Raw genomic sequence first — 24,192 nt, 5'->3', positions numbered from 1 at the left:
TCACCAATATGATTGGAATTTAAATCAAGTAGAGTAAGGTTTGTAAGATTACCATCAGCTAAAGCTTTTGCTCCTTCGTCACCAATATGACAATTTTCGAGAGAAAGTTCTGTGATATTTTTATTCTCTTGCAAAAAACTTATCAGTTGATTGATATCTACCCTTACATTAGTTAAAAATAATTTATTTTCTTTAACATACTCACTAAAATTCATTTTTACCTTGCCAATATAATCTAATTAATATTTTAATGAAAATTGCAGCAATTGTCAACTTTATTAATATACTAACCAAGCTATATTATAGTTTGCAGAAAATACTAGGTGTTTTAGTACCACAATGAATTGAATTATTGACTCTTCCTAAAATTACAAAAAAGGTCATATATTTGTGAGAACACGTTGCGTAAAAATAAGGTTATAAAAATAGAAGATTTAAATTATTTCCATGAGCTTAGGTAACACAGTTCGTATGTAGATATGGATGAAATGGGCTAATGTAGCTAGTTTTAGCGTATAGTTAAATTGTTATATTAAAAAGTTCATATGGTACACATGGTAGACCATAAGATTCCAAAGAAACTATTTCTTACGTTCCTTGGTTTTGAGTGCTAGAAATGGTTAGATTATTTAATTTATTGATAATATATGTTGTTAAATTAATAATAATTCATCCAAGGATAGAAAGAAAATCTGAGGCAAATTTATAGTAAAAATAGATCTTTTTTTCTGTTAATAAAGAAATTCCTTTAATGTTCTATGTGTAATTTTTGTAGTCCCAATCTTTGAAATAAATAATTGTCTTGTTCAGGCACTGGATTTTGAGCTGTAAGTAGCTTTTCACCGTAAAAAATCGAATTAGCACCTGCAAGGAAACACAGTGCTTGCAATTCATCTGACATTTTTTCTCGTCCAGCTGATAAACGTACATAGGATTTTGGCATCATAATTCTGGCTATTGCGATAGTACGAACAAAATCAAACGGATCAACGTCAGCCACATTCTCAAGTGGAGTGCCAGGAATTTTTATCAGCATATTAATTGGTACTGATTCTGGAGGCTCATCCAAGTTAGCAAGAAGAACCAACATTTTTATTCGATCTTCATTAGTTTCACCCATTCCAAGGATACCACCACAACAGACCTTAATTCCAGATGCGCGTACGTGTTCTAATGTCTTTAAGCGATCTTGGAGAGTACGCGTAGTTATGATTTTATTATAATATTCTTCAGATGTATCAATATTATGGTTGTAAAAATCTAAGCCAGCTTCCTTTAGCATATTAGCTTGATAATCTTTTAATAACCCAAGAGTCACACACGTTTCAAGGCCCAACTTCTTCACTTCCCTAATCATCTCGCAAACAATTTTTAAATCTTGACCACGTGGACCACGCCAAGCTGCACCCATACAGAAACGAGTACTTCCAGCCTCTTTTGCACATTTTGCTGCTTCAATTACCTCAGCAATTTCTAACAAAGGCTTTTTCTGCAAACCAGTGTTATAGTGTGCTGACTGAGGACAGTAAGAACAATTTTCTGGGCAGCTACCTGTCTTAATACTTAAAAGCGTACTAATTTGCACTTCACTAGGATTAAACTGTTTCCTATGTTCTGTTTGTGCTGTATAAATTAGTTCAGAAAACGGAAGATTAAAGATTTTGTCTGCCTTGGCAAAAGTCCATTCTTCTGTCATGATTTAAACTCCTTCTTAAATAAGTAGATTGTGTACAAACTATATGATGAGTATTGTAATATATTACAAAATAAAGGAAAGTATCGAGAGCTTATATTAAACCCAAGCAAAAGTTTTATCGATTTCTCCACCAACGATTATCTTGGCCTAAGTCAATCAGAAGTACTGTTTGATGCAGCAAAGCTCTCTGGAGCGGAGTTTGGAGTAGGATCCACTGGTTCTCGGTTGCTTTCAGGTAATAAAAAAATATTTGAAGACCTTGAGGGGAGGATTGCCCAAGATAAAGGAACTGAGTCAGCTCTTATCTTTAATTCAGGTTTTCAGGCCAATATAACGGTTCTTGCAAGCTTATTAGATCAAGCAGTGTTGGGTAATAAACCTATTGTCTTTTTTGATAAATTAAATCATGCAAGTTTATATCAAGCTGTATTTTTAAGCCATGCTGAGCTTGTACGTTATCGACATAATGATATGGATCACTTAAGTAATTTACTTACAAAATTCAAAAATGACTTAAGGTCGAAGTTCATTGTTACTGAAACAATTTTCGGTATGGACGGAGATATTGTATCGATAGAGGAAATTTTTGCTCTGAGCAAAGAACATGAGGCTTTTCTATATTTGGATGAAGCACATGCAACAGGTATTATTGGTCATAATGGGTATGGCTTATCTACCAACATTGACCTTCAGGAAATTCCACATCTAGTCTTAGGTACTTTTAGTAAAGCTTTAGGGTGTTTTGGTGCGTATGTTGCTTGTTCCAATGTTATAAAGAATTATCTAATCAATAGATGCTCAGGGTTTATCTACTCGACCTCTCTTTCTCCAATGATAATTGGCGCAGCAGCCAGAAGTTGGGATTTAGTACAACATCTTACTGATCAACGTCAGGCTTTATTCTTTAAGGCTACAAATTTGAGAAACAATCTGCAAGATCTTGGATTTAACACAGGTGATTCAGTTACACACATTATGCCAATAATTCTAGGTGATGAGGATATTGTAATGAGTGCAAAAGAAAAGCTTTTGAAACAAGGGTTGGTTGTTTCTGCTATACGCCCACCTACTGTTCCTCCTGGAACATCAAGATTACGTATTGCACTCAATGTGAATCATACTGAAAGTAACCTAGACTGTTTAGTGCATGTTCTTCAGCAAATATGAACCTTGTATTTTGTCACGGTTGGGGATTTGATTATAAGTTTTTTCAACCTCTTATAAATAAATATTTCTCTAAAATTCCTTACTATTGTTTAGATCTTGGTTATTTTGGAAAAGAAAACCTAAACTTACCAGAAGATGGTGCACTTATTGGCATTGGACATTCTCTTGGACTAATAAAACTAGCTTCTTTAAATGTAAAGTTTAATGGACTTATCGGTGTACAAGCTTTTGTCAACTTTTTAGGATTTGATTTACAATTACAGAAAAAACGCGAGTTAGAGTTGAAAACGATGATACAGCATTTTCAAATAGATCCAATAAATACCCTGATATCCTTTTACAAAAGTTGTGGTGTTAATTTGATAGACTATAACTCTTTTAATTGTCTGAATAAAGCAAAATTAATGCAAGATTTAGAACTATTGACCATGGTACATCAGTTGCCGCATACACCACTATTAGTATTAGGTGCAATGAATGATATAGTTGTACCACAAAAACTTATCTATGATAATTTCAATAAAGATGTTAAAGTCGTTATGCACAACAAGGGTTGCCATAGTCTAGGTCTATGTGAATGTCATTTTGTATATGAACAAATTATAAGTTTTTTTTATGGAATTAAGAAAGAGGTGTATACAGGATAATTTTAGTAGAGCAAGCTCATTTTATGATAATGTGGCTTTTGTTCAAAAAGAATGTGCTACAAAACTGGTAAATCTATTAAAAAGTTGTTTTCCTGAATTTTATCCACAATCTATTTTAGATTTGGGTACAGGTACAGGCTACATTCCAGAAATTTTGTTTAGTTTTTTTCCACAAAGCAAATTTACTTTAAACGATATATCTCCTGATATGCTAGAAAAAACAAGAGAAAAATTAGCAGGGTATAAGGAGGTTGAATTCATTCTAGGTGATATGGAAATATTAGACTTCGGTTTTCAAGACCTTATCATTTCAAATCTAGCACTTCAATGGGTAAGAAATTTAAAAAAGATGATAAAGAATTCATACAATAATTCAGGTATTTTTGTTTTTTCATGTTTACTGGATGGTACGTTTAATGAATGGTCCAGGATTTTTACGAAATATTTACTACCTGTACCAACTTATCGTTACCCATCTAAGCAGGAATTGGAAAATTATCTACTTTACCTAAAACCAAAAAAATATTTTTTCAGTTCACAAGAATTTACACTGTGTTTTCCAAGTGCAAGTGAATTTATCAGGTATCTTAAAAATTTAGGAGCAAATCAAGGTAGCCAGAAAATTTTTCTACCTGATCTGAAGAGGATAGTTAAGAGCTATACAGACAAGATTGACATCACTTATGAAGTATTTTTTGGAGTTTTAAGTAGATGCAGATCTTTGTAACAGGAACAGATACTGATGTTGGCAAGACTATTATAAGCAGTTGGCTCTGCCTACACACTGGGTATTCGTATTTCAAACCCATCCAAACTGGAAGTATTCTAGGTACAGACAGTCATCAAGTAAGTAATTTGACTAACACAAATGTTTATAAAGAAAGTTTTGTTTATAAAGAACCTCTATCTCCTCACTTGGTGTCATCGCTGAAAAATGAAAGCATTGACATTAATGAGATTAATTTACCCAAGGCACATAATTTAATTATAGAAGGTGCCGGAGGAGTTTTAGTGCCAATCAATAAAACCACACTAATGATCGATTTAATCAAAAAACTCGCCATTCCAACAATTTTAGTTGCAAGGTCTACACTTGGCACAATTAATCACACATTGCTTAGTTTAGAAGCATTACGTGCCAGAAATATTCCTATTGTAGGAGTGATTTTAAATGGACTACCTAGTCAAGATAATCTGGAAGCAATAGAATTTTATGGTAGGTTACAGGTTTTAGCATCAGTACCGAAACTGCAAAAAGTTGATAGAGAATGTCTAATGCAAATACCACTCTCAAATCAATTAAAAGCTATCTTGGAACAATGAATTTAAGCGAACGTGACAGACAAATCATATGGCATCCTTTTACGCAAGAGAAAGTAGCCAAACTTCCAATTGCAATTAAGAAAGCTCATGGGTCATATCTTTATGATGAGAATAATAAACCATACCTAGATTTGATTTCCAGTTGGTGGGTAAATCTGCACGGTCACGCTCATCCCAAGATCGCTCAGGCTATATATGAGCAAAGCATGACTTTGGAACATGTAATTTTTGCAGGATTTACCCATGAACCTGCAGTAACGCTTTGCGAAAAGTTGCAAACTTTATTACCAGATAAATTATCCAGATTTTTCTTCTCAGACAATGGTTCTACTGCTGTTGAGGTAGCACTAAAAATGGCCTATCAGTACTGGTATAATCAGGGTGATTGTGAAAAAACTACTTTCCTGAGTTTTGAAGGTGGGTATCATGGAGATACATTTGGTGCGATGAGTGTAGGTGCTAAGTCTGGTTTTCACGATACATTTTCAAATCTATTATTTTCTGTTTTAACAATACCTTTCCCAGAAACCTGGGATGAAGATGAAGAAATAAAAAACAAAGAGAGACACTCTCTGGAAGTGTTGGAAGGTCACTTGTCTGCTAGTTCTCATAAAATTGCCGCATTAATTCTAGAGCCTTTAGTGCAAGGAGCAGGTGGAATGAGGATGTGCTGTCCAGAGTTTGTTAGAAAAGTTGTCAATTTAGTACGCCAGCATGGAATTTTGATAATTTGTGATGAAGTTATGACCGGCTTTGGACGCACTGGCACTTGTTTTGCTTTCGAACAAACTCAAATTATACCTGATTTTTTATGTATCTCCAAAGGATTAACAGGAGGTTTTCTCCCACTTGCTCTCACCGTTACTACCGAAGAAGTCTACTCAGCATTTTTAAATGAACATTTTACTAAAGCGTTCGCTCATGGTCACTCCTACACTGCCAATCCATTAGGTTGTGCAGCCGCAATTGCTTCTTTAGACTTATTAGTTAAGCCTGATACCATCGAGTCAATTAAGAGGATTCATAGTATACATAAAAAGGAATTAGTTGAAGCTTGTGAGAGTGTCAAGCATACACGTGTTACTGGTACAATAGCAGCTTTTGATGTTCATGATGCACAAACACTAAAGATAAAATTTTTAGAGCAAGGACTTTTAATTAGACCTCTTGGCAATTCAGTTTATTTATTACCACCCTATTCAATAAGTACTCCAGAGCTTGAAGAAGCTTATAACAAGATCAGAAATATTATTAGGATTTTTTCATAGTGACTTTACCAGACCATATATTTCGAAAGTAAAAGCTCCTTACGCTAACTAGATTTATTAATAAATAAAACTATGTTGCTTGCTTTTTTAGTAAAATATACTACTTAACTGATCATTATGTATAATCGCTCTATATTTTAAATAGAACAAAATGGTTCTGTCGCATCTATAAAGCGAAGTCAGTTTCATTTGTAGGAAAATAGAAAAGAAGTAATATAATCATCTTTAAAAAAGCAAAGATGTTGCGTATTAGTCCAAAATTATTGCCCTATTTCAAAGGATTTAGCTTTTCAGCAGATGTTATCAGTATACATGAAGTGTCGATTTTCTTTGAGCTATCGAGATTTGGAAGAAATGATGAGTATAAGAGGAGCGAAAATTGATCATGCTACGCTACAAAGGTGGATTTGTGCCACTGATAGATGAAGAGGTGAGGAAAAGGAAGAAGCAGGTTGGCAGTAGCTGGGGTTCTGTCGCATCTATAAATTGTAGTACAAGAAGATTGTAAAAACTGGAATTATGAGAGTTATAGAGCCATTAACATAGCAAAATTTTCAAAAGTAGAACCATTATCATTAGCTTTAATAATTTGTCTTTTTTGAATCATACGAATATTTTCTATGCCTGTGATGGTAATCTTTGCAGAATGGAAGCTTTTAAACCCAAGCATTAGTTTTATTAATTTTTTGATAAATCTATCAACAATATTATTTAGATATCTTACTTGAAAAACCGTGATTCTATAAGGTTCAGGAATTTCCGTATTCAAGTCATCAAGAGCAGCAATATTACTGCCGCTTTTATCAATTACTACTTTCTCAGGAAGATTATTCCTTCTAAAGGCTTTACGAAAGAATGCAAGTGCTGCAGACTTGTCTCTACGAGTACACAGCAGAAAGTCTACAGTATTGCCGAGACTATCTAGTGCTCTGTATAGATAAACCCATTTACCGTTTAATTTTATGTAGGTCTCGTCCATTCTCCAGCTACTGCCAACCTGCTTCTTCCTTTTCCTCACCTCTTCATCTATCAGTGGCACAAATCCACCTTTGTAGCGTAGCATGATCAATTTTCGCTCCTCTTATACTCATCATTTCTTCCAAATCTCGATAGCTCAAAGAAAATCGACACTTCATGTATACTGATAACATCTGCTGAAAAGCTAAATCCTTTGAAATAGGGCAATAATTTTGGACTAATACGCAACATCTTTGCTTTTTTAAAGATGATTATATTACTTCTTTTCTATTTTCCTACAAATGAAACTGACTTCGCTTTATAGATGCGACAGAACCAACAATTATCATTACTTCTCCCATACAACATTCAATGATCCATCAAAGTGCTGGTCTAAGGATTAATTGTTCTTGCTCTATACTAGTATCTTCAAGTTGAGAGGAAGTAATACCTATACCAGCCATAGAAAATGACATAAGAGCCATCACATAAGTAAATAATCCAAATGTAAATAGAAATGAAGTAAAATAAGCTCGATTAGGTTGTATAACACACTGTAGTAGAAAAATTGGGGCAGCAAGTATTGAAACTGTTAATCCAATATACATAACCGGGAACATACAAGTTCTGCTTGAAGATAAAGCTTTTGTACATAAACTTCTTATACGAGGAGAATCTTCTCTGAATAATAATTCTTTCTCCTTTTGATGTATCCGTCCAGTTATTATCCCCAGGGTTAAGTAAGCCACTAACCCAGCGATGGACATGAATAAAGAGGTACTATTATCACTCCCATATAAAGACTGTGCTACACAGATGGCGATACTAAATAACGATAATACTGCTAATGGCAACATTATAAAAATTAGTGATTTAAACAAAATAGCATTTTTACTGTAAAAATTATTCTTAAACTTTGCTTGAGAATTTTTAACAGCAGCTTCCAGTTTTACTAACATTTTATTATTTAGTCTTTTTTTTTCTTCACACCCTACACTATCAAGTCTGACAATCAATCCTAAAAATGTCATTAGACTTCCACTATACTCTACAGGTTGATGTATATAACCTTTTAATTCATCAATAATTACCAAAGCTTCCTTCATCATCTCCTCTTCTTCTTTTTCGTCAGCAATAGTAGGAGCAATGACAATTATCTCAACCAAACTATTTTGTAATTCATTTAATTTCATAACTCCAGATAAGAACATGTAACAACGTTGTATTGAGGACATTACATCACCCCTTACATTATACTAATTGAAATTATATATTCAAGTTACTTTTGTGAATATTTTATTATTTTAGTGTCCCCCTTCGGGGATTGTCTCGCCTTGAGGCGAAGGACAAGTTACAATAGTCGCGTATGCGACGTTATGGGTATAATGCACACCCTAAGTACGATATGAAAGTACACTTGGTATGGATTCCCAAATATCGCAAAAGGGTGCTAATAGGCCAAATTGCTATTAGAGTTAGGGAGCTGCTAAGGCAGGTTACTATGGAAAATGAGATCCAAATTATCTCAGGTAAAGTTGCAGTAGATCATATTCATATGTTCATATCATATAAACCACAGCAAAGTGTTAGTAAAATTGTACAACTTTTGAAAGGAACAAGTTAAAGGTTGCTGATGCAAGATTTTGCAAGTCTAAGGAAGCAATTTTGGGGTAGACACCTTTGGGCACGTGGATATTTAGCCGTAAGTTCTGGTACAATTACAGATGAGGTGATACAGGAGTACATATCTATCCAGGAAGGCGAGCCACTTCATGACAATGATCAATTTCAAATTGATTGAAATTTAACCCTTCACCTTGTAGGTGATGGTTGTTGAGTTTGTACGTTAGTGATAGCAAATCCGTTTCCGTTAACCCACTTCATTCCAGCAATCGGTACAACTCTTATTTCACTTGGTATTATGAGTAAGGATGGGCTTGTCTCGATACTTGGGGTGTTAGAGGTTGTCCGGAAACTAGTAAAAGGCTATGATATTTGAAATTTTAGTATGGGGTAAAGATGAGAAAAAAGTATCCAACAGATCTAAGTGAAAGGGAGTGGGCACAAATAGAGAAGTACTTCAGAGTATCATACAAAAAAGGAGGAAGACCGCCAAAATATAGTAAAAGAAAAATGTTAGAGGGAATTTTCTATGTATTGCGTACAGGGTGCCAATGGCGGTATTTACCAAATGATTTTCCGCTATGGAAGACTGTATATGAGCAGTTTAGGGTGTACCGTAGAGACACAAAGAATGCTTAAAAAAAATGAGCAAACTAAGTGCAAAGCTGCACAATAGATGAGGGTGGGCCCCTTGAAGTCGGTTTGCAAGAATAGGCTTCAAACAGCCATAAGCTGCTGTGGTAAAGAGCTATGGTAGTGAGCGTTATGGAAAAGGTGCAATTATGCATCATGTGTAAAATAGAGAGGCGAATGAAAATGAACCACTGATGAAGTGTCGAAATTCCAAAGACGACGTCAAAACCATGGGCTCCTGAATCTCTTGGGATAAACCTATCAGGAACTTGTTTACTGGATAGGTGGCGTCCGGCATAGAGGTGGCGTGAACCTATTTTAGGCTATTGTGTGGAACTGCGGGAACCTGTCGTTTCGATGATAAGGAAGAAGTCCAAAGAGCCGATCTCTGAGGATGAGAGTACCGATGCGAAAAACAGGGGCGGATTAGCTCATAGTAGTGAAGAAGTTTCTGTAATGGAAATGGAGCGAAGGAGCTGAGTTATTTAGTTTTAATTATTTTGTCAACCGTAATGGGAGGAATTAATGAATAAAACAAAGTCTTTTGATATACCGAAACAACTTATTTGGAGAGCTTATAAACAAGTATCGAAAAATAAAGGTGCTGCAGGTGTAGATGAGGTTTCGATAACAAAGTTTGAGGAAAATCTAAAAGATAATCTATACAAACTATGGAATCGGATGTCATCCGGAAGTTATTTTCCAGAGCCAGTAAAAGCTGTAGCAATACCGAAGGATACGGGAGAAGGACAAAGAATTTTAGGTGTTCCTTCAGTATTCGACAGGATAGGGCAAACGGCAGCTTCTATGTATCTTGAGCCGCTAGTAGAGCCAAAATTCCACGAGGATTCATATGGTTATAGACCGAATAAATCTGCACTGGATGCGGTAAATACAGCACGCAAGAGATGCTGGAGGTACGATTGGACGATAGATCTTGATATATCTGGATTTTTCGACAATCTGGATCACGAATTAGTTTTGCAAGCTATCAAGAAATATACAAACTGCAAATGGGTCATACTGTATGTTGAGAGGTGGATGAAAGCCCCTATTCAACAAGCAGATGGCACTAGGGAAGTGAGGAATAAGGGAGTTCCGCAAGGAGGTTCAGTTAGCCCAATCATCTCTAATATATTCATGCATCATGTGTTTGATATATGGATGAAAAAGAACTACCCGACAGTACCATTTGAGAGGTATGTGGATGATGCGATAGTGCACTGCAGAACTAAGAGACAGGCAGAATTTATGAAAGTAATGATCGAAGAAAGATTGGCTAAGTGTAAATTGAGGTTACATCCCGAAAAGACACAGATAGTGTACTGTAAGGATGGTAATAGGAGAGATGAGTTTCCTACACAAAACTTTGATTTCTTGGGCTATACCTTTAGAGCTAGAGGAGCAAAGAGCAAAATAGGAGAATATTTTGTTGGATTTCTACCTGCAATTAGCAATAAGGCCAAGAAAAAGATCACTCAAACCATAAGGTCATGGAAAATACATAGATTTACAGGAAAGAAGTTGGAGGAAATATCAAAGGAAGTAAATCCAATAGTCAGAGGCTGGTGTCAGTATTATGGCAGGGTTTACCAAACGGAGATGTATACATCTCTCAGAAATATAGAGAGATACCTCATAAGATGGGTCAGAACCAAATATAAGAAACTTCGAGATCATGGAAGACTAGCAAAGCAATTTCTAGGAAAAGTGAGAAAGAGGTCTCCAAATATTTTCTATCATTGGACACTTGGGTTAGGATCAAAGGGCTAAATAATGGGAGCTGTATAAACCGAGAGGTTTCCGTACAGTTCTGCGAGAGACTGGTGGGGAAGTTCCGCTGGTCTACTCTCCACAAGTAGTAAGCTAAACGTCCGTGTGGTTATTGGTATTATCAAGATATTCTCTAATCTTCTTTAAATCTTCCCAAGCTAAACGTTTTTGTGCTGGTTGACGAAGCAGATATGCTGGATGAAATATAGCAGCTGTAGTAATTGAATGAGATAAATATTGGTTAGTATACGTATGAAACCTGCCACGCAAGTTCGATATAGTTTTTGTGTTATCAAGAAGGCTATAACATGCAATTCCTCCGACAAAAATCAGAATTTGCGGTAAAACAAGAGCAATGTGCTTCTCAACAAATGGTCTGCACATATCAAGCTCTAGGTCAGTTGGTTTTCTATTACCTGGTGGACGCCAAAACACCGCGTTGCTTATATACACCTTAGTGCGGTCCAGACTAATTGCAGCGAGCATCTTATCGAGCAGTATTCCGCTTGCACCACAAAATGGTATGCCTTTAAGGTCTTCATTTGCTCCTGGTGCTTCACCAACAAGCATGATTTTTGCATTCGGATTACCATCAGAAAAAACAGTATTAGTTGCAGTTTTTTTTATTTCACAACCCTCAAATGACTTAACTGCACTTCTTAGTTCGTCTACACTACTACATTCACTTGCAAGCTTCCTTGCTTCAATTATCCAGTCACTTGGAAACATGGCTTTTTTCTGCTCGATGACAGAAGATTGTGCAGCTCTCTCATTTTCCATTTTTTTTTCCTCTTCACTTTCAGTTAGTGTGCAATCAACTCCCACTTCATGATAGAACTTCAACAATTCTAGATCTTCATTGCTCATAGTGCCTCTTAACCTTTTGTGCTTTTTTCATAGCCAAATCATACTTCGACCTAGATAAATGTCTAATGTATAATATACCATTTAAGTGATCCAATTCATGCTGGATACACCTTGCAAGCCAACCACTAGCTTTTAGCTTCTGTTCTTCGTTATTTAAGTTTTTATATTTTACAGTTAAATATTTTGGACGCTTGATTTCATGGCTTTGCTCTGGAATTGAAAGACATCCTTCACTCATAATCACTTGTTCATCAGATAATTCCTTAATTTCAGGGTTAATCATACAAAACTTGCCAACTGAGTCATACCCTGCTAGCTCATCTCCAGCCTTTTCTGTCTGAACGTCCATGACAAAAATTCTCTTCAGCACTCCAACTTGTACTGCAGCAAGACCAAGACCTTCTGCATCGTACATAGTTTCAAACATGTCGTTTACTAATTCTTTAATTTTATCGGTTATATCTGTTACTTCACTGGCGCGTGTAGTTAATCTTTCGTCAGGGGCAATTACAATTGGTAACTTAGACATAAAAATTGTAATTCTGTGTTTTATTTTTCTTTTTGTCTAGGTATATTAAAATGTTGCTACATTTATGATAGAAATATAAATTCATTCAGGGAAGCTACAATTTAAATGGAATCGCATCATAAGGTCAACCAATGTACTCTGCAGTAATAACAAAACCAAAGCAGAATGTTTTTGCTGTTTTAGACGTGGGTACAACAAAAATTATCTGTCTCATTGTTAAAATCAATAGCAATTTTAGCTATAAAATAATAGGAGTGGGTTATAAAAGTGCAGAAGGTATAAATGGTGGATCAATAACTGACGCAAAGCATGCAAGTTACTCTATTTCCTCAACTGTAGGTTTAGCTGAACAAGTATCAGAAGAGACTATAGACCAGATATATGTGAATGTGGCTGGATGTGGGATTTCGTCTTTTAACGTACATAACGAAATAATTGCAGCTAATCACGAAATTTTAGACCGAGATATAAAACGTGTAGTCTTTCAGACATTTGAGAAATATATCGAAGAAAATGTTATAATTCACAATATACCACTTAAATATCACTTAGATGATATGACTGACATAAAGGAGGTCAGTGGATTATATGGAAAAAGATTGTCTGCTGATGTTAATGTTGTCACTGCTTCGCGTCCAGCTCTTACCAACATTGAAAATTGCATAACTAATAATAGTGGGATAAGTATGGCTGGTTGTGTTGCTTCTGCATATTCTGCAGGTCTTGCTTGTCTAAGTGAAGATGAAAAAGAGCTAGGAACTGCCGTTGTTGACATAGGAGGTGGATGCACTGCAATTGGAATTTTTAAGAGAGGAAAGCTTGTGTACACAAGCAGCATTCCAATTGGTGGCATTCACATCACCCGAGATATAGCTTATGGACTATGCACAAGTATAGAGCATGCTGAACGCATAAAAATACTATACGGTAGCACTATTGTAACTTCAATAGATGAGAATGAATGTATTGCAGTGCAAAGTAATGAAAGCGATGAACCAACTCAAGTGTTTAAGTCTGAACTTGTTAACATCATAAGACCAAGGATTGAGGAAATACTTGAACTGATAAGAGAACAATTTCAAGAACAGAAAGATCCAATTAATAAAGTAGTGATCACAGGTGGAACCAGTCAACTCACAAGCATGAAAGAAATTGCAAGCTATATATTCAACAAACAAGTCCGTATCGGATGCCCTGAGTCTTGTAGCGGTCTTGATGGCGAATACGACAAAAATCCTGTATTTTCTGCTGCTTTAGGCTCTATAAAGCTAATAGTTGACACCTTTTATAGAAATAATTTTGGAATGCTCGGTCAAGATGGTAAAATAAGTAAATTGTACCATTGGGTTAAATCGAAAGTTACGGTTTAGATTTCTGTTTTACTTCTTGTAGCTCAAATGACTTGATCTAGGAGCTTATTTTTATAGTATTATTACACTGATGTATTCATAAGAGAAGCAGAAAATTACAATAAAACGTAAGAAACATGAACATAACTATACATTCACAGGAAGATTTTGACTTTATGCGTAAAGCTGGCAGGCTTGCAGCTGAAACCCTTGATTTTATTGCACCGTACGTCAAGGTAGGTGTTACAACCAATGAGATAAATGATTTATGTCACGATTTTATAATCAATGCAGGTGCAATTCCAGCACCACTGAATTATAAGGGATATCCTAAATCAATTTGCACTTCAAAAAATGCTGTTGTGTGTCATGGTATTCCTGATGATAAACCTCTTAAAGATGGAGATATTTTAAATATTGACGTTACAGTGATTTTAAATGGCTGGTATGGTGATACAAGTCGCATGTTTTGGACTGGTAAACCCTCAATAAAAGCAAAGCGTTTGTGTAATGCTGCCTACAATGCGCTAATGGAAGCGATAAAACAAGTTAAGCCCGGCAATAAGTTAAATGAAATAGGATTTGCTATAGAAAAATATATTGAAGATTTTGGATATTCTATCGTACGCAATTATTGTGGACATGGCATAGGAAAGGTTTTTCATGCTCCACCAAATGTTGTACATTTTTATGATGAAGGTGAGGATCTTATCTTAAAAGAAGGCATGTTTTTTACGGTAGAACCAATGATCAATGCTGGAAAACATGAAACTCTGCTCAGCAAGCTAGATGGCTGGACAGTGACAACACGTGATCTTTCACTTTCTGCACAGTTTGAGCATACGCTTGGAGTCACAAAAGATGGAGTTGAAATATTTACACTATCACCTAAAAATTGGCATTTTCCACCTTATGATTAGATTTTTTTAAACACTTGAAAAAATCTAACTCTTAACTTGTGATATAGCAACTAACCCAATTAGTGCACAGAAAATCATGTAAAAACTTGCTAAAGTTCCTTGTCCTGTAACTTTGATAATAGTTGTGCATATAAATGGTGCAAGACCACCAAAAAATCCCGAGGCTATATTTCTTGATAAACCAAATCCACTGTATCGTACCTTTGTTGGGAATAATTCGCACATAAACGCGCTAACAGGACCAAGAGAAGCAGCTATTGGGATTATAAAAAGAACGTGCGCCATTATGGTGAGACCACTTAGTATCATTGAAAAAACTGGATAACTTACTATTATAAAAGTCACAAATGCAAATTTCATAACTTTTTCTCTCCCTATCTTATCAGAAAGTATTGCAAATAGTATGGTCAATACTCCAAGCGCAATCTGATTCAATATTTCTACTGTGTGATTAAAGTGAGTGTTTATTGTTGATGCAAGTAGATTAAAAAACACTAAATATATGTAAAGAGATGCATTCTCAACTATGTCAACTCCAATTGATATTAGAAAAGGTTTTTTATAGCCATTTAACAGTTCTTTTAACGGTAGTTCATGTGGCTTTTCCTGCTTTTTATATTCTGGGCTTTCATCGAGTATATATCTCATATATATACTGATTAATCCTATTACAAAACTGAAAATAAAAGGCAATCTCCATCCCCAAGATTCAAAATCGGATACTTTTTTGCATATAAGCACCACTATAAGACTTAATATTGAGCCAAGAATTGCGCTCAATACTTCAATACTGCCAAAGAATCCTCTTTTATTTTTAGGAGCATGCTCTATTAAAAATGGGGCATTTCCTGCCTCTCCTCCAAGAGATATACCCTGCAGTAATCTTAAACATACTACCAGTACTGATGCGAGTACCCCAATGTTCTGATACCCTGGAACAAATGCAATCAGTACGGTTGATAGAGTCATCAATATGATAGAGAGAAATAGAGCAATCCTTCTTCCATATTTATCGCCAATGTGGCCAAATATAGCAGCACCAATTGGTCTTATTAAGAAACCCACTGCAAACACTCCAAAAGCTTTAAGTATGCTGACTAATTTGTCGTCTGATGGAAAAAACACATCTCCGATTATGCTTATTAGATGGCTGAAAAGCATGTGATCATACCACAACAAAGTGTTACAAATTAAACTTGATAGTATTACTTTTGTTATTTGTTGCACAAAATCTTCCGTAATTTGTTTGATATTATAGTAATATTACTTACTTTTTCAAACGTGAATTATGTAAATGTTATATTAATAATATTATCTTATTAAATTTTTATATCGTTGATTGTATTTAAATATTCTTATACTATACCTATATATTTCCATATATTTTTTGGCGAGAAAGTTATTTTAATTTAAGTGCACAAAGTCTCTTGATATGACACATATTCCAGTTTTGTTAAAAGAGATGCTACTGCAATTGTCACCACAAAGTGGTGGTATATATGTGGATGCCACGTTTGGAGCTGGAGGATATAGCAAAGCAATATTGGAATCCGCTGATTGCAAAGTGTATGCAATTGATAGGGATGAAACAGTTACCAAATTTTATGATGATCTGAACGTTAAATACCCTGATAGAATAAATCTATTTATTGAGAAATTTAGTAATATTAAAAGTATACTGAATAAATCCCCTGTCATCCCAGTACTTGATACTGGGATCCAGAAGAAAAATAACTGGATTCCAGCGTCACGCGCTGGAATGACATCAAATGGAGTGGACGGAATAGTTTTCGACGTTGGAGTTTCATCTATGCAGCTTGATAATGGAGATAGAGGATTCTCATTTCTACGTGATGGCCCACTTAACATGAGCATGGATAACTATTCTCATATGAATGCTTCGACATTTGTTAACGCTTTACGTGAAGAAGAGATTGCGAACACTATATATAATTATGGGGGTGAGCGTCATTCTCGTAAAATCGCAAGAGCGATAGTAAATGCGCGGAAGAAGAAAATTATCAAAACTACATTTGAACTTGCGGATATTGTACGTTCTGTGGTGTTTCGTGGAAAAAGCAAGATTGACCCTGCAACTAGAACATTTCAGGCAATCAGAATATGGGTAAATGATGAGCTAGGAGAGCTTGAAAAGGGTATTAAAGCTGCATCTGAGATTTTAAGTGAGAACGGCAAATTAATTGTAGTTACTTTTCATTCTTTAGAAGATCGTATAGTCAAAACTGTTTTTAAAGATTTATGTGAACCAGGATCTACTAAAACATTCTCCCTTTTAAATAAAAAAGTGATCAAAGCAAGTTCAGAAGAAATAAATGTAAATCCACGCGCGCGTTCAGCAAAACTCAGAGCTATACAGAGGTTGTCATGAGGACCTTTCGTGCCATTTCAATAATTATGCTTTTTTAGTATTGCTTTAATATAGTTATGCAAGAGGCCTAATTTTAAATAGCTAACGTAAAAAATTGCTTCCATATATTTTAAATCTGATTATAATTACAGTTAGAGATATTTTAAGAGCTCAAAATCTATCTTTGTCTGCAGACTTTTTCTATTAAACAATCAAATTCATTAAAAATGTAGTGTGTCTTCTTCAGTGTATACACATATACTTAATCTCTGTCGTATGTGCACTGCATTTTTTTCTAATCTTTTTTACACAGGAGGATTTTATGTCCAGAATTCCAGATACTTGACCTTTACTTTAGCTAAAAACCATAGGCGCCTATGGCTAATTAAAATAAAAATTTTTCTAATATATAGAAAAATTACTGTTTACTGAAAACGGGGCAAGAAAGCTGCTAATGTTACAGAATTTTAGGTAAATGTTGTTTGCTTGACGTATGAGCGTGCTCTCCTTACTTCAAGAACTCTTTAATATATGCTTAACCACTTAAGTCCTTTCAAGATATGTTCTTAGATTTAAGCTTTTAGGTAAACACACTACAATAAAATTTACTTTAGTATAAAATTATTTGCATAAGATTTTGGCACCCTTTTAAAATCTTTTGGCATTTCAATTATGTATTTTGTGTTATGTTTTTTTGCATAAGATACTGCTTTTCCAAGAGAATCAAACTTTAGTACAATCTGTTTTTTTGGGTCTTTTGAGCCAACCCAACCCATCAAAGGTTCAATATAGTAAGAACAAGGCTCAATTTTTAGGTGCCAGAATTTTGTATTACCTAAACCAGATTGTGTTGCAGTTTTTGTTGGCTTATAAATCTTAAAAACTACTTGATCGTTAATACTCATAGCTCTTACTAAGTAATCTTAAGTATATATCTAAATAAATTCTTTCACAAAGAATTAGTGTGAAAGAATGAAGTTTGAAATAAATATTTTTATGTTATATTATTTACATTAAAAGGATTAGCTGAATAGGAGTAATCGATGGCACAGCAAGACATGGTAACAATTAATGCAGAATTACGTGATGTAAAAAAAAAGAAAGAGATACAGGCTCTTAGGGAAAAGGGAAGTATACCTGCAGTTATATATGGTAAAGGGCATGATAACGTAAATTTGACACTATCTGCAAAGGAATTTACTAAGCAATATAAATCAGGTGCTCTTTCTGCACATTTAATAGAATTGAATATTTCAGAGAAAAAAGAATATGCTCTTGTTCGTGATATTCAATGGCATGTAGTAAAAGACACTGTGCAACATGTTGATTTTCAGTTTGTTGATAAAGGTAGTGAAATTAAAATAGATATACCTTTATCATTCATCAATGAAAGTAAATCACCAGGAATCAAATTAGGTGGAGTGCTTAATGTTTTGTGTCGTTCTATTACTGTCAAATGCTCTCCTGAGAAAATACCTCAAGTCATAGAAATTGATTTGTCTGGCAAAATGATTGGTCAGTCTATACATATCAATGATGTAAAATTGCCAGAAGGTGTTAAATTTGTAGCTCATGAGGAAACCATTGTAACAATCTCTGCTGCTGATAGTGATGTTGAAGAGCCTCAAACAAAAACAGAGGAGTAGTGCATTTAATAGCTGGGCTTGGTAATCCTGGTAGTAAATATGAATTAACTCACCATAATATTGGCTTCATAGTTATTGATGCAATTTGCAAGTATTGGAATTTTCAGTCATTTTCTAAGAAAGCCGATTACTTGATAACCTCCAGCATGATTAATAATAATAAAGTCATATTGATAAAACCTTATTCGTTTATGAATAATTCAGGTATTCCTATTGCAAAAATAAAAAATTTTTACAAATTATCGCTAGATAATATTATTGTCTTACATGATGATGCTGACTTGAAATTTGGAAGAATAAAAGTAAAAAAGGGCGGTAGCTCAGCCGGACATAATGGACTTAAGTCTATAGATAGCCTTATTGGTAATGATTATTGGCGTTTGAGATTTGGAGTAGGTAGGCCTGAAGATCAGAAAAGCTTAGCAGACTATGTATTATCAAAATTTTCAAATTTTGATAATGTTATCCTCTTAGTGGAAAAGATAGCAAAAAATATACACCTGATGCTACAAGGAGATAACACAGCTTTTATAAGCTCAGTTGGAAGTGTATAGCAAGCGAATACTGCCCAATACAAGCATCTATAGCTAACCGAAGTAAGATTTGCCCAAACACTGAAAGACAAAATCAATAGCCGAATTAATATTGGCTTGGCAGCACTTTTCTTATGACATGCTTAATGGCAAACCAGAACTTCTCAATCGGATTTAAATCTGGCGAGTATGGAGGCAAGAACAAAATTTTACACCCAATATTTTCTATCAAATTTTTCGTCCTTGCAGATTTATGAAAGCTTGCTTTATCGAGAACAATAGTCTGTCCAGGTTTTAATATAGGAACAAGTATATTTTCTACATAAGCATCAAAAATCTCGCTGTTGCAGTAGCCTTCAGGAAGCTTTAACTTTTCCTTCATTTAGTGCTCCAATTATTCTTACCCTCTTTCTTTTAAACCCTGGACAAATAACCTCTTACCTTTTTGAGACCACCCATATTCATAAAATCTGTTATCTTCTACTCCATACTCATCTATGAATATCAAGTTTTCTTTTTCTATTCCTTCTATTTTTTTATGAACTCCTTGGGTTTCTCTTCATTCCTTTCCTGATAAAGAAAAGTTTTTTTTATATGTATAGCTTACTTTTTTAAGATAATTGTAGACTGTATCTTTGCACATGTTGCCAAATTTTTCAATTATTTTTTCAACCGTAATATCTCGGTTTTCATTCAGAAATTTGACAAAGCTATCTAAGTCTTTAATTTTATGACTATGTCCCTTTTGATAGTCTGAAGACGGTTTTATACTTCCTCTTTCTTCTCTTCTTTTCCTCCACTAGTATATAGTTTTCTATCAATTTTTAACATCTTGCTTACTTCTTCCACAAGACCTACTGGGAAACAGTATGGAACTAAATTCAGCGTGAGTTAGGTCAATAGCAGGATCAATTAAAACTCGTGTTTGAGATTTACCAGATCAGCAATTATGTTAAATCTCATGTTGTATTTCTTCTGAAAATTGCGATAGGTATGTGACATGATTTTAAAAACCTTAATTTCATGAATTTTATGCTCCACTCTCATTCTAAATGATGTCAGCTTTCGATTGTGCTCTTTTTGATCATCGGTCAGCGATTTTTTTCGATACCTTTTATATGGAATTACAACGTTACTCTGCAATTTTTTCCACCCCTGATACCCATAATCAACATACTTGATATTCTCTTTTGACAACATTTTTTCCTGTTTTCGTATCTTAAAATCATGAATTCGACCTCTGTGTGACTTTGACACTGATAGAATTTGCCCATCTTCTTTTATAACAATTTCTGTTTTTATTGTATTTACTCTTTTCTTTCCGGAATAAGACAATTTTCTTTTCTTCCTATCTTTTGATCGTTGTATTGGTTGTTCTGTAACATCTGCTAATATTTTCAAAATTCTTTCTGGCGTCATAGTTCTATCCTTTTTTATTAAAGCTAATAGAGATGTTTAAAGGTCAAGCTTTTTCCTAGTAGCGGTCTGGAAAGCTCTAATACTGAACATACTTATTTAAATAGGTAAAGAGTTATTTAGAAAAAAATTGGAGAAATGTTCAAGGAAGTTCATTGGTAAAATGCAGAGGTTTAATTATAGCTTTGTAGTTTAGATTCTGGTTAAAGATTTTTATTTTAGCAGTTAAATCAAAGTCAGATCTAATTAGAGAGAGGATCTTCTTATCTCTTCTTTACCTTCATTTTCATTTCTAACAATTTTTTTTCCACTTAATATGTCTTTTATTTCATCTCCTGTTAAAGTTTCAAACTCCAGTAGATTTTCAGCAATGAGCTCCAAGTCTTTCCTACGCTTGGTTAAAATATCTTTTGCTTTTTCATAGCAAGAAAATACAACTTTCTTTATTTCCTCATCTATAAGTCTTAACGTATCTTCAGAAATTGTCTCAGAATCATGTGTGATTTGTTCACGATTGTGATATATTGGCCCTATTTTGTCGCTCATTCCCCATTTTGTCACCATAGCACGTGATAAATCTGATGCTAGTTTTATATCTGAAGATGCGCCGCTTGTGACTTTATCATAGCCAAAAATTAGCTCTTCTGCCACACGTCCACCCATTGCAACAGTTATATCTGCTAGCATCTTTTCTCTTGTGAGGGACACTCTATCTGTTTCTGGTAGTCTCATAACTAAACCAAGTGCTCTACCACGTGGAATAATTGTTGCTTTGTGTATAGGATCAGAAGCAGGCATATTAACTGCAACTACTGCATGACCAGCTTCATGGTAAGCAGTAAGCTTTTTTTCTTCTTCTGTAATGACTAAGGACCTTCTTTCCATGCCCATCATCACTTTATCACGTGCATACTCAAAATCATCCATGGTAACAATTTTCTTATTTCTTCTTGCAGCAATAAGCGCAGACTCATTCACTAAATTTGCTAGATCAGCCCCTGAAAAACCTGGCGTTCCCCTAGCAACTGTTTTTACGTTTACATCTGGTGCTATCGATATTTTCTTTATATGCGTATTTAATATTCTCTCACGCCCATTTATATCAGGTAAAGAAATAGTAATCTGTCGGTCAAAACGACCAGGTCTAAGTAGTGCTGGATCTAGGACGTCTGGACGGTTAGTTGCAGCAACTATTATCACACCTTCATTAGACTCGAAACCATCCATCTCAACCAGTAACTGGTTTAATGTTTGTTCCCTTTCGTCGTTACCGCCACCAAGACCGATGCCGCGATGCCTACCCACCGCATCTATTTCATCTATGAAAATTATACAAGGAGCATTTTTCTTGCCTTGATCAAACATATCCCGGACACGGCTTGCACCAACACCGACAAACATTTCAACGAAATCAGATCCAGAAATACTAAAAAAAGGTACATTAGCTTCACCTGCAATTGCACGAGCAAGTAGAGTTTTACCAGTTCCAGGGGAACCAATTAAAAGACATCCTTTTGGTATCTTCCCACCTAACACTTGAAATTTTTGCCTTTGTTTAAGAAAATCAACAATTTCAACCAATTCTTCTTTTGCTTCATCAATCCCAGCAACATCATCAAATGTCACTTTTTTTCCAGTAGTCATAAGCCTAGCTTTTGATTTGCCAAAGCTTATAGTTCTATTACCTCCTGCTTGCATTTGTTTAAAAAGGAAAAGCAATAAACCGATAAAGATAAGCGTCGGAACCCATTGAATAAGTAATCCACCAATTATACCTATTGCAGAGTCTCCAATTGAAAAGGAGAACTTCACTTTCCTATCATGCAAACTTTTTATTAAGTCACTATATATAACACCACTTGAGTTAAAGGCTGACCCATCCCTAAACTTCCCTTCGATGCTTTGGTTTCTTATTGTAATATTTTCTATATCATTATCTTCTAGTCTAGTTAAAAATTCTGAAAAAGGTATGGTTGTTTTACTCTTACCTATACTTCCGCTAAATTGAATATAAGCAACTGAAGTAAGAACAATAATCACTAACCAGATCAATAAGCCTTCTAAAAATTTTTTCATTTACATTTCTAATTAAATACTAATCAAGCTTACCAAATTTTGTTTTATCGTGCTATTAATAATGAATCGAACCTTATCATCATCGGTATTTTTTCCGTTATAATTTATATCAGGATAAGCAAACATCTTTCCATCTTTTAGGACTACAGGTAAAGAGTAAAAAACTTCAGGGCAGCAGTTGTAATCTTTTAGAAATTCAGGAATTTTTTGTGTTTTCTTTAGCGGAGCAATAGTTACTGAACACTTCTGATTGCTAAGTATTGTACAGCCAAATCTATTGTCCCATGTAATGGGTTCGCACATAGGCAAATTTACAGTAATTTCTTGTATCTTTGACGATTCTCTAATTATTAAGATATTTTCTCCATATTTTCTTATTTTGCACCCAGAAAGTGTACAGTTAACATTACTACCCTTTTGCAATATTTTATTAAATATTACGATAAGGCTGTTGTACCTTAGTTTATAATGTTTGCTGGCAATTGCCATTATAGAGTAAAGAAGAAGCCTCAAGGCTATTTCCTCTGGCAATTGATAAAATTCACTTAGTTTAATTTCAATATAACCAAAATCATGAACATTAACACAATCATCAAATGCAAGGCGTGTGTAATGCATTAACGCTTTTGCGGCTCTTTTCATATGAAGTGCTGTAAGGCATATTCGCTCTGTTAGAACATCTTGATTATCACTTGCTTTAAGCAAGTTACGGTATAGAGTTCGCCTGTATTTTAAGTCATAATTGCTTCTATCTTCGATCCATCTTAACTGATGAAGCTTAGCATACCTTTCTATTTCACTACGACTAAAATTTAACAACGGCCTAAATATATAAACACCATTTAAGAAAGATTTGTAATCCATTGATGATAATCCATCTACTCCACTACCCCGCTCTAATCTCAACAAGAACGTTTCTGCTTGATCATTTTTGTGGTGAGCAACAAATAAATATTTAACATTATTATTTTTACACCATTTTGTTAATAAGTTATACCGTGCTTTTCGTGCCTGCAACTGAATATTGCCTTTAATATTTTTCTTCTCCCAATTTAACATGAACGATTCCTTTGCCCCAAGTTCTTTTGCATAGCTTACAGCAAAATCAGCTTCTTTTTGAGACTCTGAACGTAACCCATGATTTACTGTTAATGCTATAGGAAGTGAAAGCTTGTTTTTTTTTGCCAAGTTAGTCATTAAGTGCAGTAAGACTATACTATCTACACCACCTGATACTGCAACTGCGATTTGATTATGGAAAGCAAAGCTATTAGCTATATTTTGAAATAATAACTCTAATTTCATTATGTTTCTTGATCGCCAGATAGTCTCTACGTCATACAGCGACTTATTTGTGGTATATCGCCGCTAACAAGCCAGAATTGCTCTCTCTTGTCATCC

21 protein-coding genes and 6 pseudogenes are annotated in these 24,192 nt (G+C 34.7%); 15 read left to right on the top strand and 12 right to left on the bottom strand.

Going from position 1 to position 24,192, the window contains the following annotated elements; translation table 11 throughout:
- A partial coding sequence (locus tag BWZ41_RS07205) for a leucine-rich repeat domain-containing protein (protein WP_277750563.1) occupies positions 1-215 on the bottom strand: 215 nt, incomplete at its 3' end.
- 533 nt (positions 216-748) lie between these two features.
- The gene (gene bioB / locus BWZ41_RS07200) at positions 749-1,699 is read right to left on the bottom strand and encodes a biotin synthase BioB (RefSeq protein ID WP_206663886.1); all 951 of its coding nucleotides are present in this window, start codon (positions 1,697-1,699) and stop codon (positions 749-751) included.
- 27 nt (positions 1,700-1,726) lie between these two features.
- Here bioB and BWZ41_RS07195 point away from each other — a divergent pair, with 27 nt between their 5' ends.
- The 6 genes and pseudogenes from BWZ41_RS07195 to BWZ41_RS07170 form a co-directional block, all read left to right on the top strand.
- The gene (locus BWZ41_RS07195; RefSeq protein WP_143689920.1) at positions 1,727-2,863 is read left to right on the top strand and encodes an aminotransferase class I/II-fold pyridoxal phosphate-dependent enzyme; all 1,137 of its coding nucleotides are present in this window, start codon (positions 1,727-1,729) and stop codon (positions 2,861-2,863) included.
- Positions 2,860-3,510 carry a hypothetical protein gene (locus tag BWZ41_RS07190; RefSeq protein WP_143689919.1) on the top strand — a complete coding sequence of 217 codons (651 nt, stop codon included), beginning with the start codon at positions 2,860-2,862 and terminating at the stop codon, positions 3,508-3,510. The genes BWZ41_RS07195 and BWZ41_RS07190 overlap by 4 nt, the downstream gene beginning before the upstream one ends.
- Positions 3,479-4,237, top strand: coding sequence for a methyltransferase domain-containing protein (locus tag BWZ41_RS07185; RefSeq protein WP_143689918.1), 759 nt, complete (start codon positions 3,479-3,481; stop codon positions 4,235-4,237). Before BWZ41_RS07190 ends, BWZ41_RS07185 begins: the two co-directional genes overlap by 32 nt.
- Positions 4,222-4,833 (top strand): dethiobiotin synthase, encoded by a 612-nt coding sequence (gene bioD / locus BWZ41_RS07180; RefSeq protein WP_143689917.1) that lies wholly within the window; start codon positions 4,222-4,224, stop codon positions 4,831-4,833. The genes BWZ41_RS07185 and bioD overlap by 16 nt, the downstream gene beginning before the upstream one ends.
- Positions 4,779-6,101, top strand: a complete 1,323-nt coding sequence (gene bioA, locus BWZ41_RS07175; protein WP_241653966.1) for an adenosylmethionine--8-amino-7-oxononanoate transaminase — start codon at positions 4,779-4,781, stop codon at positions 6,099-6,101. The genes bioD and bioA overlap by 55 nt, the downstream gene beginning before the upstream one ends.
- Before the next feature lie 239 nt (positions 6,102-6,340).
- Positions 6,341-6,567: pseudogene (locus BWZ41_RS07170) on the top strand (IS6 family transposase); the annotation flags it as partial.
- Between the two features lie 60 nt (positions 6,568-6,627).
- Here BWZ41_RS07170 and BWZ41_RS07165 read toward each other — a convergent pair.
- A pseudogene (locus BWZ41_RS07165) lies at positions 6,628-7,310 on the bottom strand (IS6 family transposase).
- 128 nt (positions 7,311-7,438) lie between these two features.
- The gene (locus BWZ41_RS07160; protein ID WP_143689915.1) at positions 7,439-8,251 is read right to left on the bottom strand and encodes a hypothetical protein; all 813 of its coding nucleotides are present in this window, start codon (positions 8,249-8,251) and stop codon (positions 7,439-7,441) included.
- A 173-nt stretch (positions 8,252-8,424) separates the two neighbouring features.
- On the opposite strand from BWZ41_RS07160, the pseudogene tnpA reads away from it, so the two are divergent.
- The 4 genes and pseudogenes from tnpA to ltrA all read left to right on the top strand — a co-directional run bounded on the left by tnpA (position 8,425) and on the right by ltrA (position 11,087).
- Positions 8,425-8,859, top strand: a pseudogene (tnpA, locus tag BWZ41_RS07155) (IS200/IS605 family transposase).
- 36 nt (positions 8,860-8,895) lie between these two features.
- Positions 8,896-9,018, top strand: a pseudogene (locus BWZ41_RS08315) (exopolysaccharide biosynthesis protein); the annotation flags it as partial.
- Positions 9,019-9,077: 59 nt separating this feature from the next.
- Positions 9,078-9,302, top strand: a pseudogene (locus BWZ41_RS07145) (transposase); the annotation flags it as partial.
- 537 nt (positions 9,303-9,839) lie between these two features.
- Positions 9,840-11,087: a group II intron reverse transcriptase/maturase gene (gene ltrA, locus BWZ41_RS07140; RefSeq protein WP_143689914.1), complete on the top strand. Its 1,248-nt coding sequence runs from the start codon at positions 9,840-9,842 to the stop codon at positions 11,085-11,087.
- 93 nt (positions 11,088-11,180) lie between these two features.
- Here the strand turns inward: ltrA and BWZ41_RS07135 are convergent, their stop codons facing one another.
- Positions 11,181-11,954, bottom strand: coding sequence for a uracil-DNA glycosylase (locus tag BWZ41_RS07135; RefSeq protein WP_143689913.1), 774 nt, complete (start codon positions 11,952-11,954; stop codon positions 11,181-11,183).
- On the bottom strand, positions 11,944-12,483 hold the full coding sequence (gene def / locus BWZ41_RS07130; protein ID WP_143689912.1) for a peptide deformylase: 540 nt from the start codon (positions 12,481-12,483) through the stop codon (positions 11,944-11,946). The genes BWZ41_RS07135 and def overlap by 11 nt, the downstream gene beginning before the upstream one ends.
- Before the next feature lie 131 nt (positions 12,484-12,614).
- On the opposite strand from def, the gene ftsA reads away from it, so the two are divergent.
- Both ftsA and map read left to right on the top strand, forming a co-directional pair.
- Positions 12,615-13,853, top strand: a complete 1,239-nt coding sequence (ftsA, locus tag BWZ41_RS07125; protein WP_143689911.1) for a cell division protein FtsA — start codon at positions 12,615-12,617, stop codon at positions 13,851-13,853.
- 116 nt (positions 13,854-13,969) lie between these two features.
- Complete coding sequence (map, locus tag BWZ41_RS07120) at positions 13,970-14,752, top strand: type I methionyl aminopeptidase (protein WP_006013469.1); 783 nt, start codon at positions 13,970-13,972, stop codon at positions 14,750-14,752.
- A gap of 24 nt (positions 14,753-14,776) precedes the next feature.
- On the opposite strand, the gene BWZ41_RS07115 is transcribed toward map, so the two are convergent.
- Positions 14,777-15,979: an MFS transporter gene (locus tag BWZ41_RS07115; RefSeq protein WP_143689910.1), complete on the bottom strand. Its 1,203-nt coding sequence runs from the start codon at positions 15,977-15,979 to the stop codon at positions 14,777-14,779.
- A gap of 205 nt (positions 15,980-16,184) precedes the next feature.
- Between BWZ41_RS07115 and rsmH the strand changes: the two genes are divergently transcribed.
- Positions 16,185-17,141 (top strand): 16S rRNA (cytosine(1402)-N(4))-methyltransferase RsmH, encoded by a 957-nt coding sequence (gene rsmH / locus BWZ41_RS07110; RefSeq protein WP_143689909.1) that lies wholly within the window; start codon positions 16,185-16,187, stop codon positions 17,139-17,141.
- 584 nt (positions 17,142-17,725) lie between these two features.
- On the opposite strand, the gene BWZ41_RS07100 is transcribed toward rsmH, so the two are convergent.
- On the bottom strand, positions 17,726-18,025 hold the full coding sequence (locus BWZ41_RS07100) for an NADH dehydrogenase ubiquinone Fe-S protein 4 (RefSeq protein ID WP_143689908.1): 300 nt from the start codon (positions 18,023-18,025) through the stop codon (positions 17,726-17,728).
- A gap of 138 nt (positions 18,026-18,163) precedes the next feature.
- On the opposite strand from BWZ41_RS07100, the gene BWZ41_RS07095 reads away from it, so the two are divergent.
- Both BWZ41_RS07095 and pth read left to right on the top strand, forming a co-directional pair.
- On the top strand, positions 18,164-18,766 hold the full coding sequence (locus tag BWZ41_RS07095; protein WP_143689907.1) for a 50S ribosomal protein L25/general stress protein Ctc: 603 nt from the start codon (positions 18,164-18,166) through the stop codon (positions 18,764-18,766).
- Positions 18,766-19,320: an aminoacyl-tRNA hydrolase gene (gene pth / locus BWZ41_RS07090; RefSeq protein ID WP_143689906.1), complete on the top strand. Its 555-nt coding sequence runs from the start codon at positions 18,766-18,768 to the stop codon at positions 19,318-19,320. Before BWZ41_RS07095 ends, pth begins: the two co-directional genes overlap by 1 nt.
- Positions 19,321-19,405: 85 nt before the next feature.
- Here pth and BWZ41_RS07085 read toward each other — a convergent pair whose 3' ends face one another.
- The 4 genes and pseudogenes from BWZ41_RS07085 to tilS form a co-directional block, all read right to left on the bottom strand.
- Positions 19,406-19,681, bottom strand: a complete 276-nt coding sequence (locus BWZ41_RS07085; protein WP_143689905.1) for a transposase — start codon at positions 19,679-19,681, stop codon at positions 19,406-19,408.
- Positions 19,682-20,211: 530 nt separating this feature from the next.
- A pseudogene (locus BWZ41_RS07075) lies at positions 20,212-20,736 on the bottom strand (transposase family protein); the annotation flags it as partial.
- A 225-nt stretch (positions 20,737-20,961) separates the two neighbouring features.
- Entirely contained in the window at positions 20,962-22,791 is a 1,830-nt protein-coding gene (ftsH, locus tag BWZ41_RS07070; RefSeq protein WP_143689904.1) for an ATP-dependent zinc metalloprotease FtsH, read from the bottom strand.
- 12 nt (positions 22,792-22,803) lie between these two features.
- Entirely contained in the window at positions 22,804-24,096 is a 1,293-nt protein-coding gene (gene tilS / locus BWZ41_RS07065; RefSeq protein WP_143689903.1) for a tRNA lysidine(34) synthetase TilS, read from the bottom strand.
- Between the last annotated feature and the right edge of the window lie 96 nt (positions 24,097-24,192).

This window comes from Wolbachia endosymbiont of Nilaparvata lugens, from assembly GCF_007115045.1.
Classification (GTDB): Bacteria; Pseudomonadota; Alphaproteobacteria; order Rickettsiales; family Anaplasmataceae; genus Wolbachia.
Note: the sequence above shows the minus strand (reverse complement) of the source record. Positions and strands in the feature narration are given on the sequence as shown.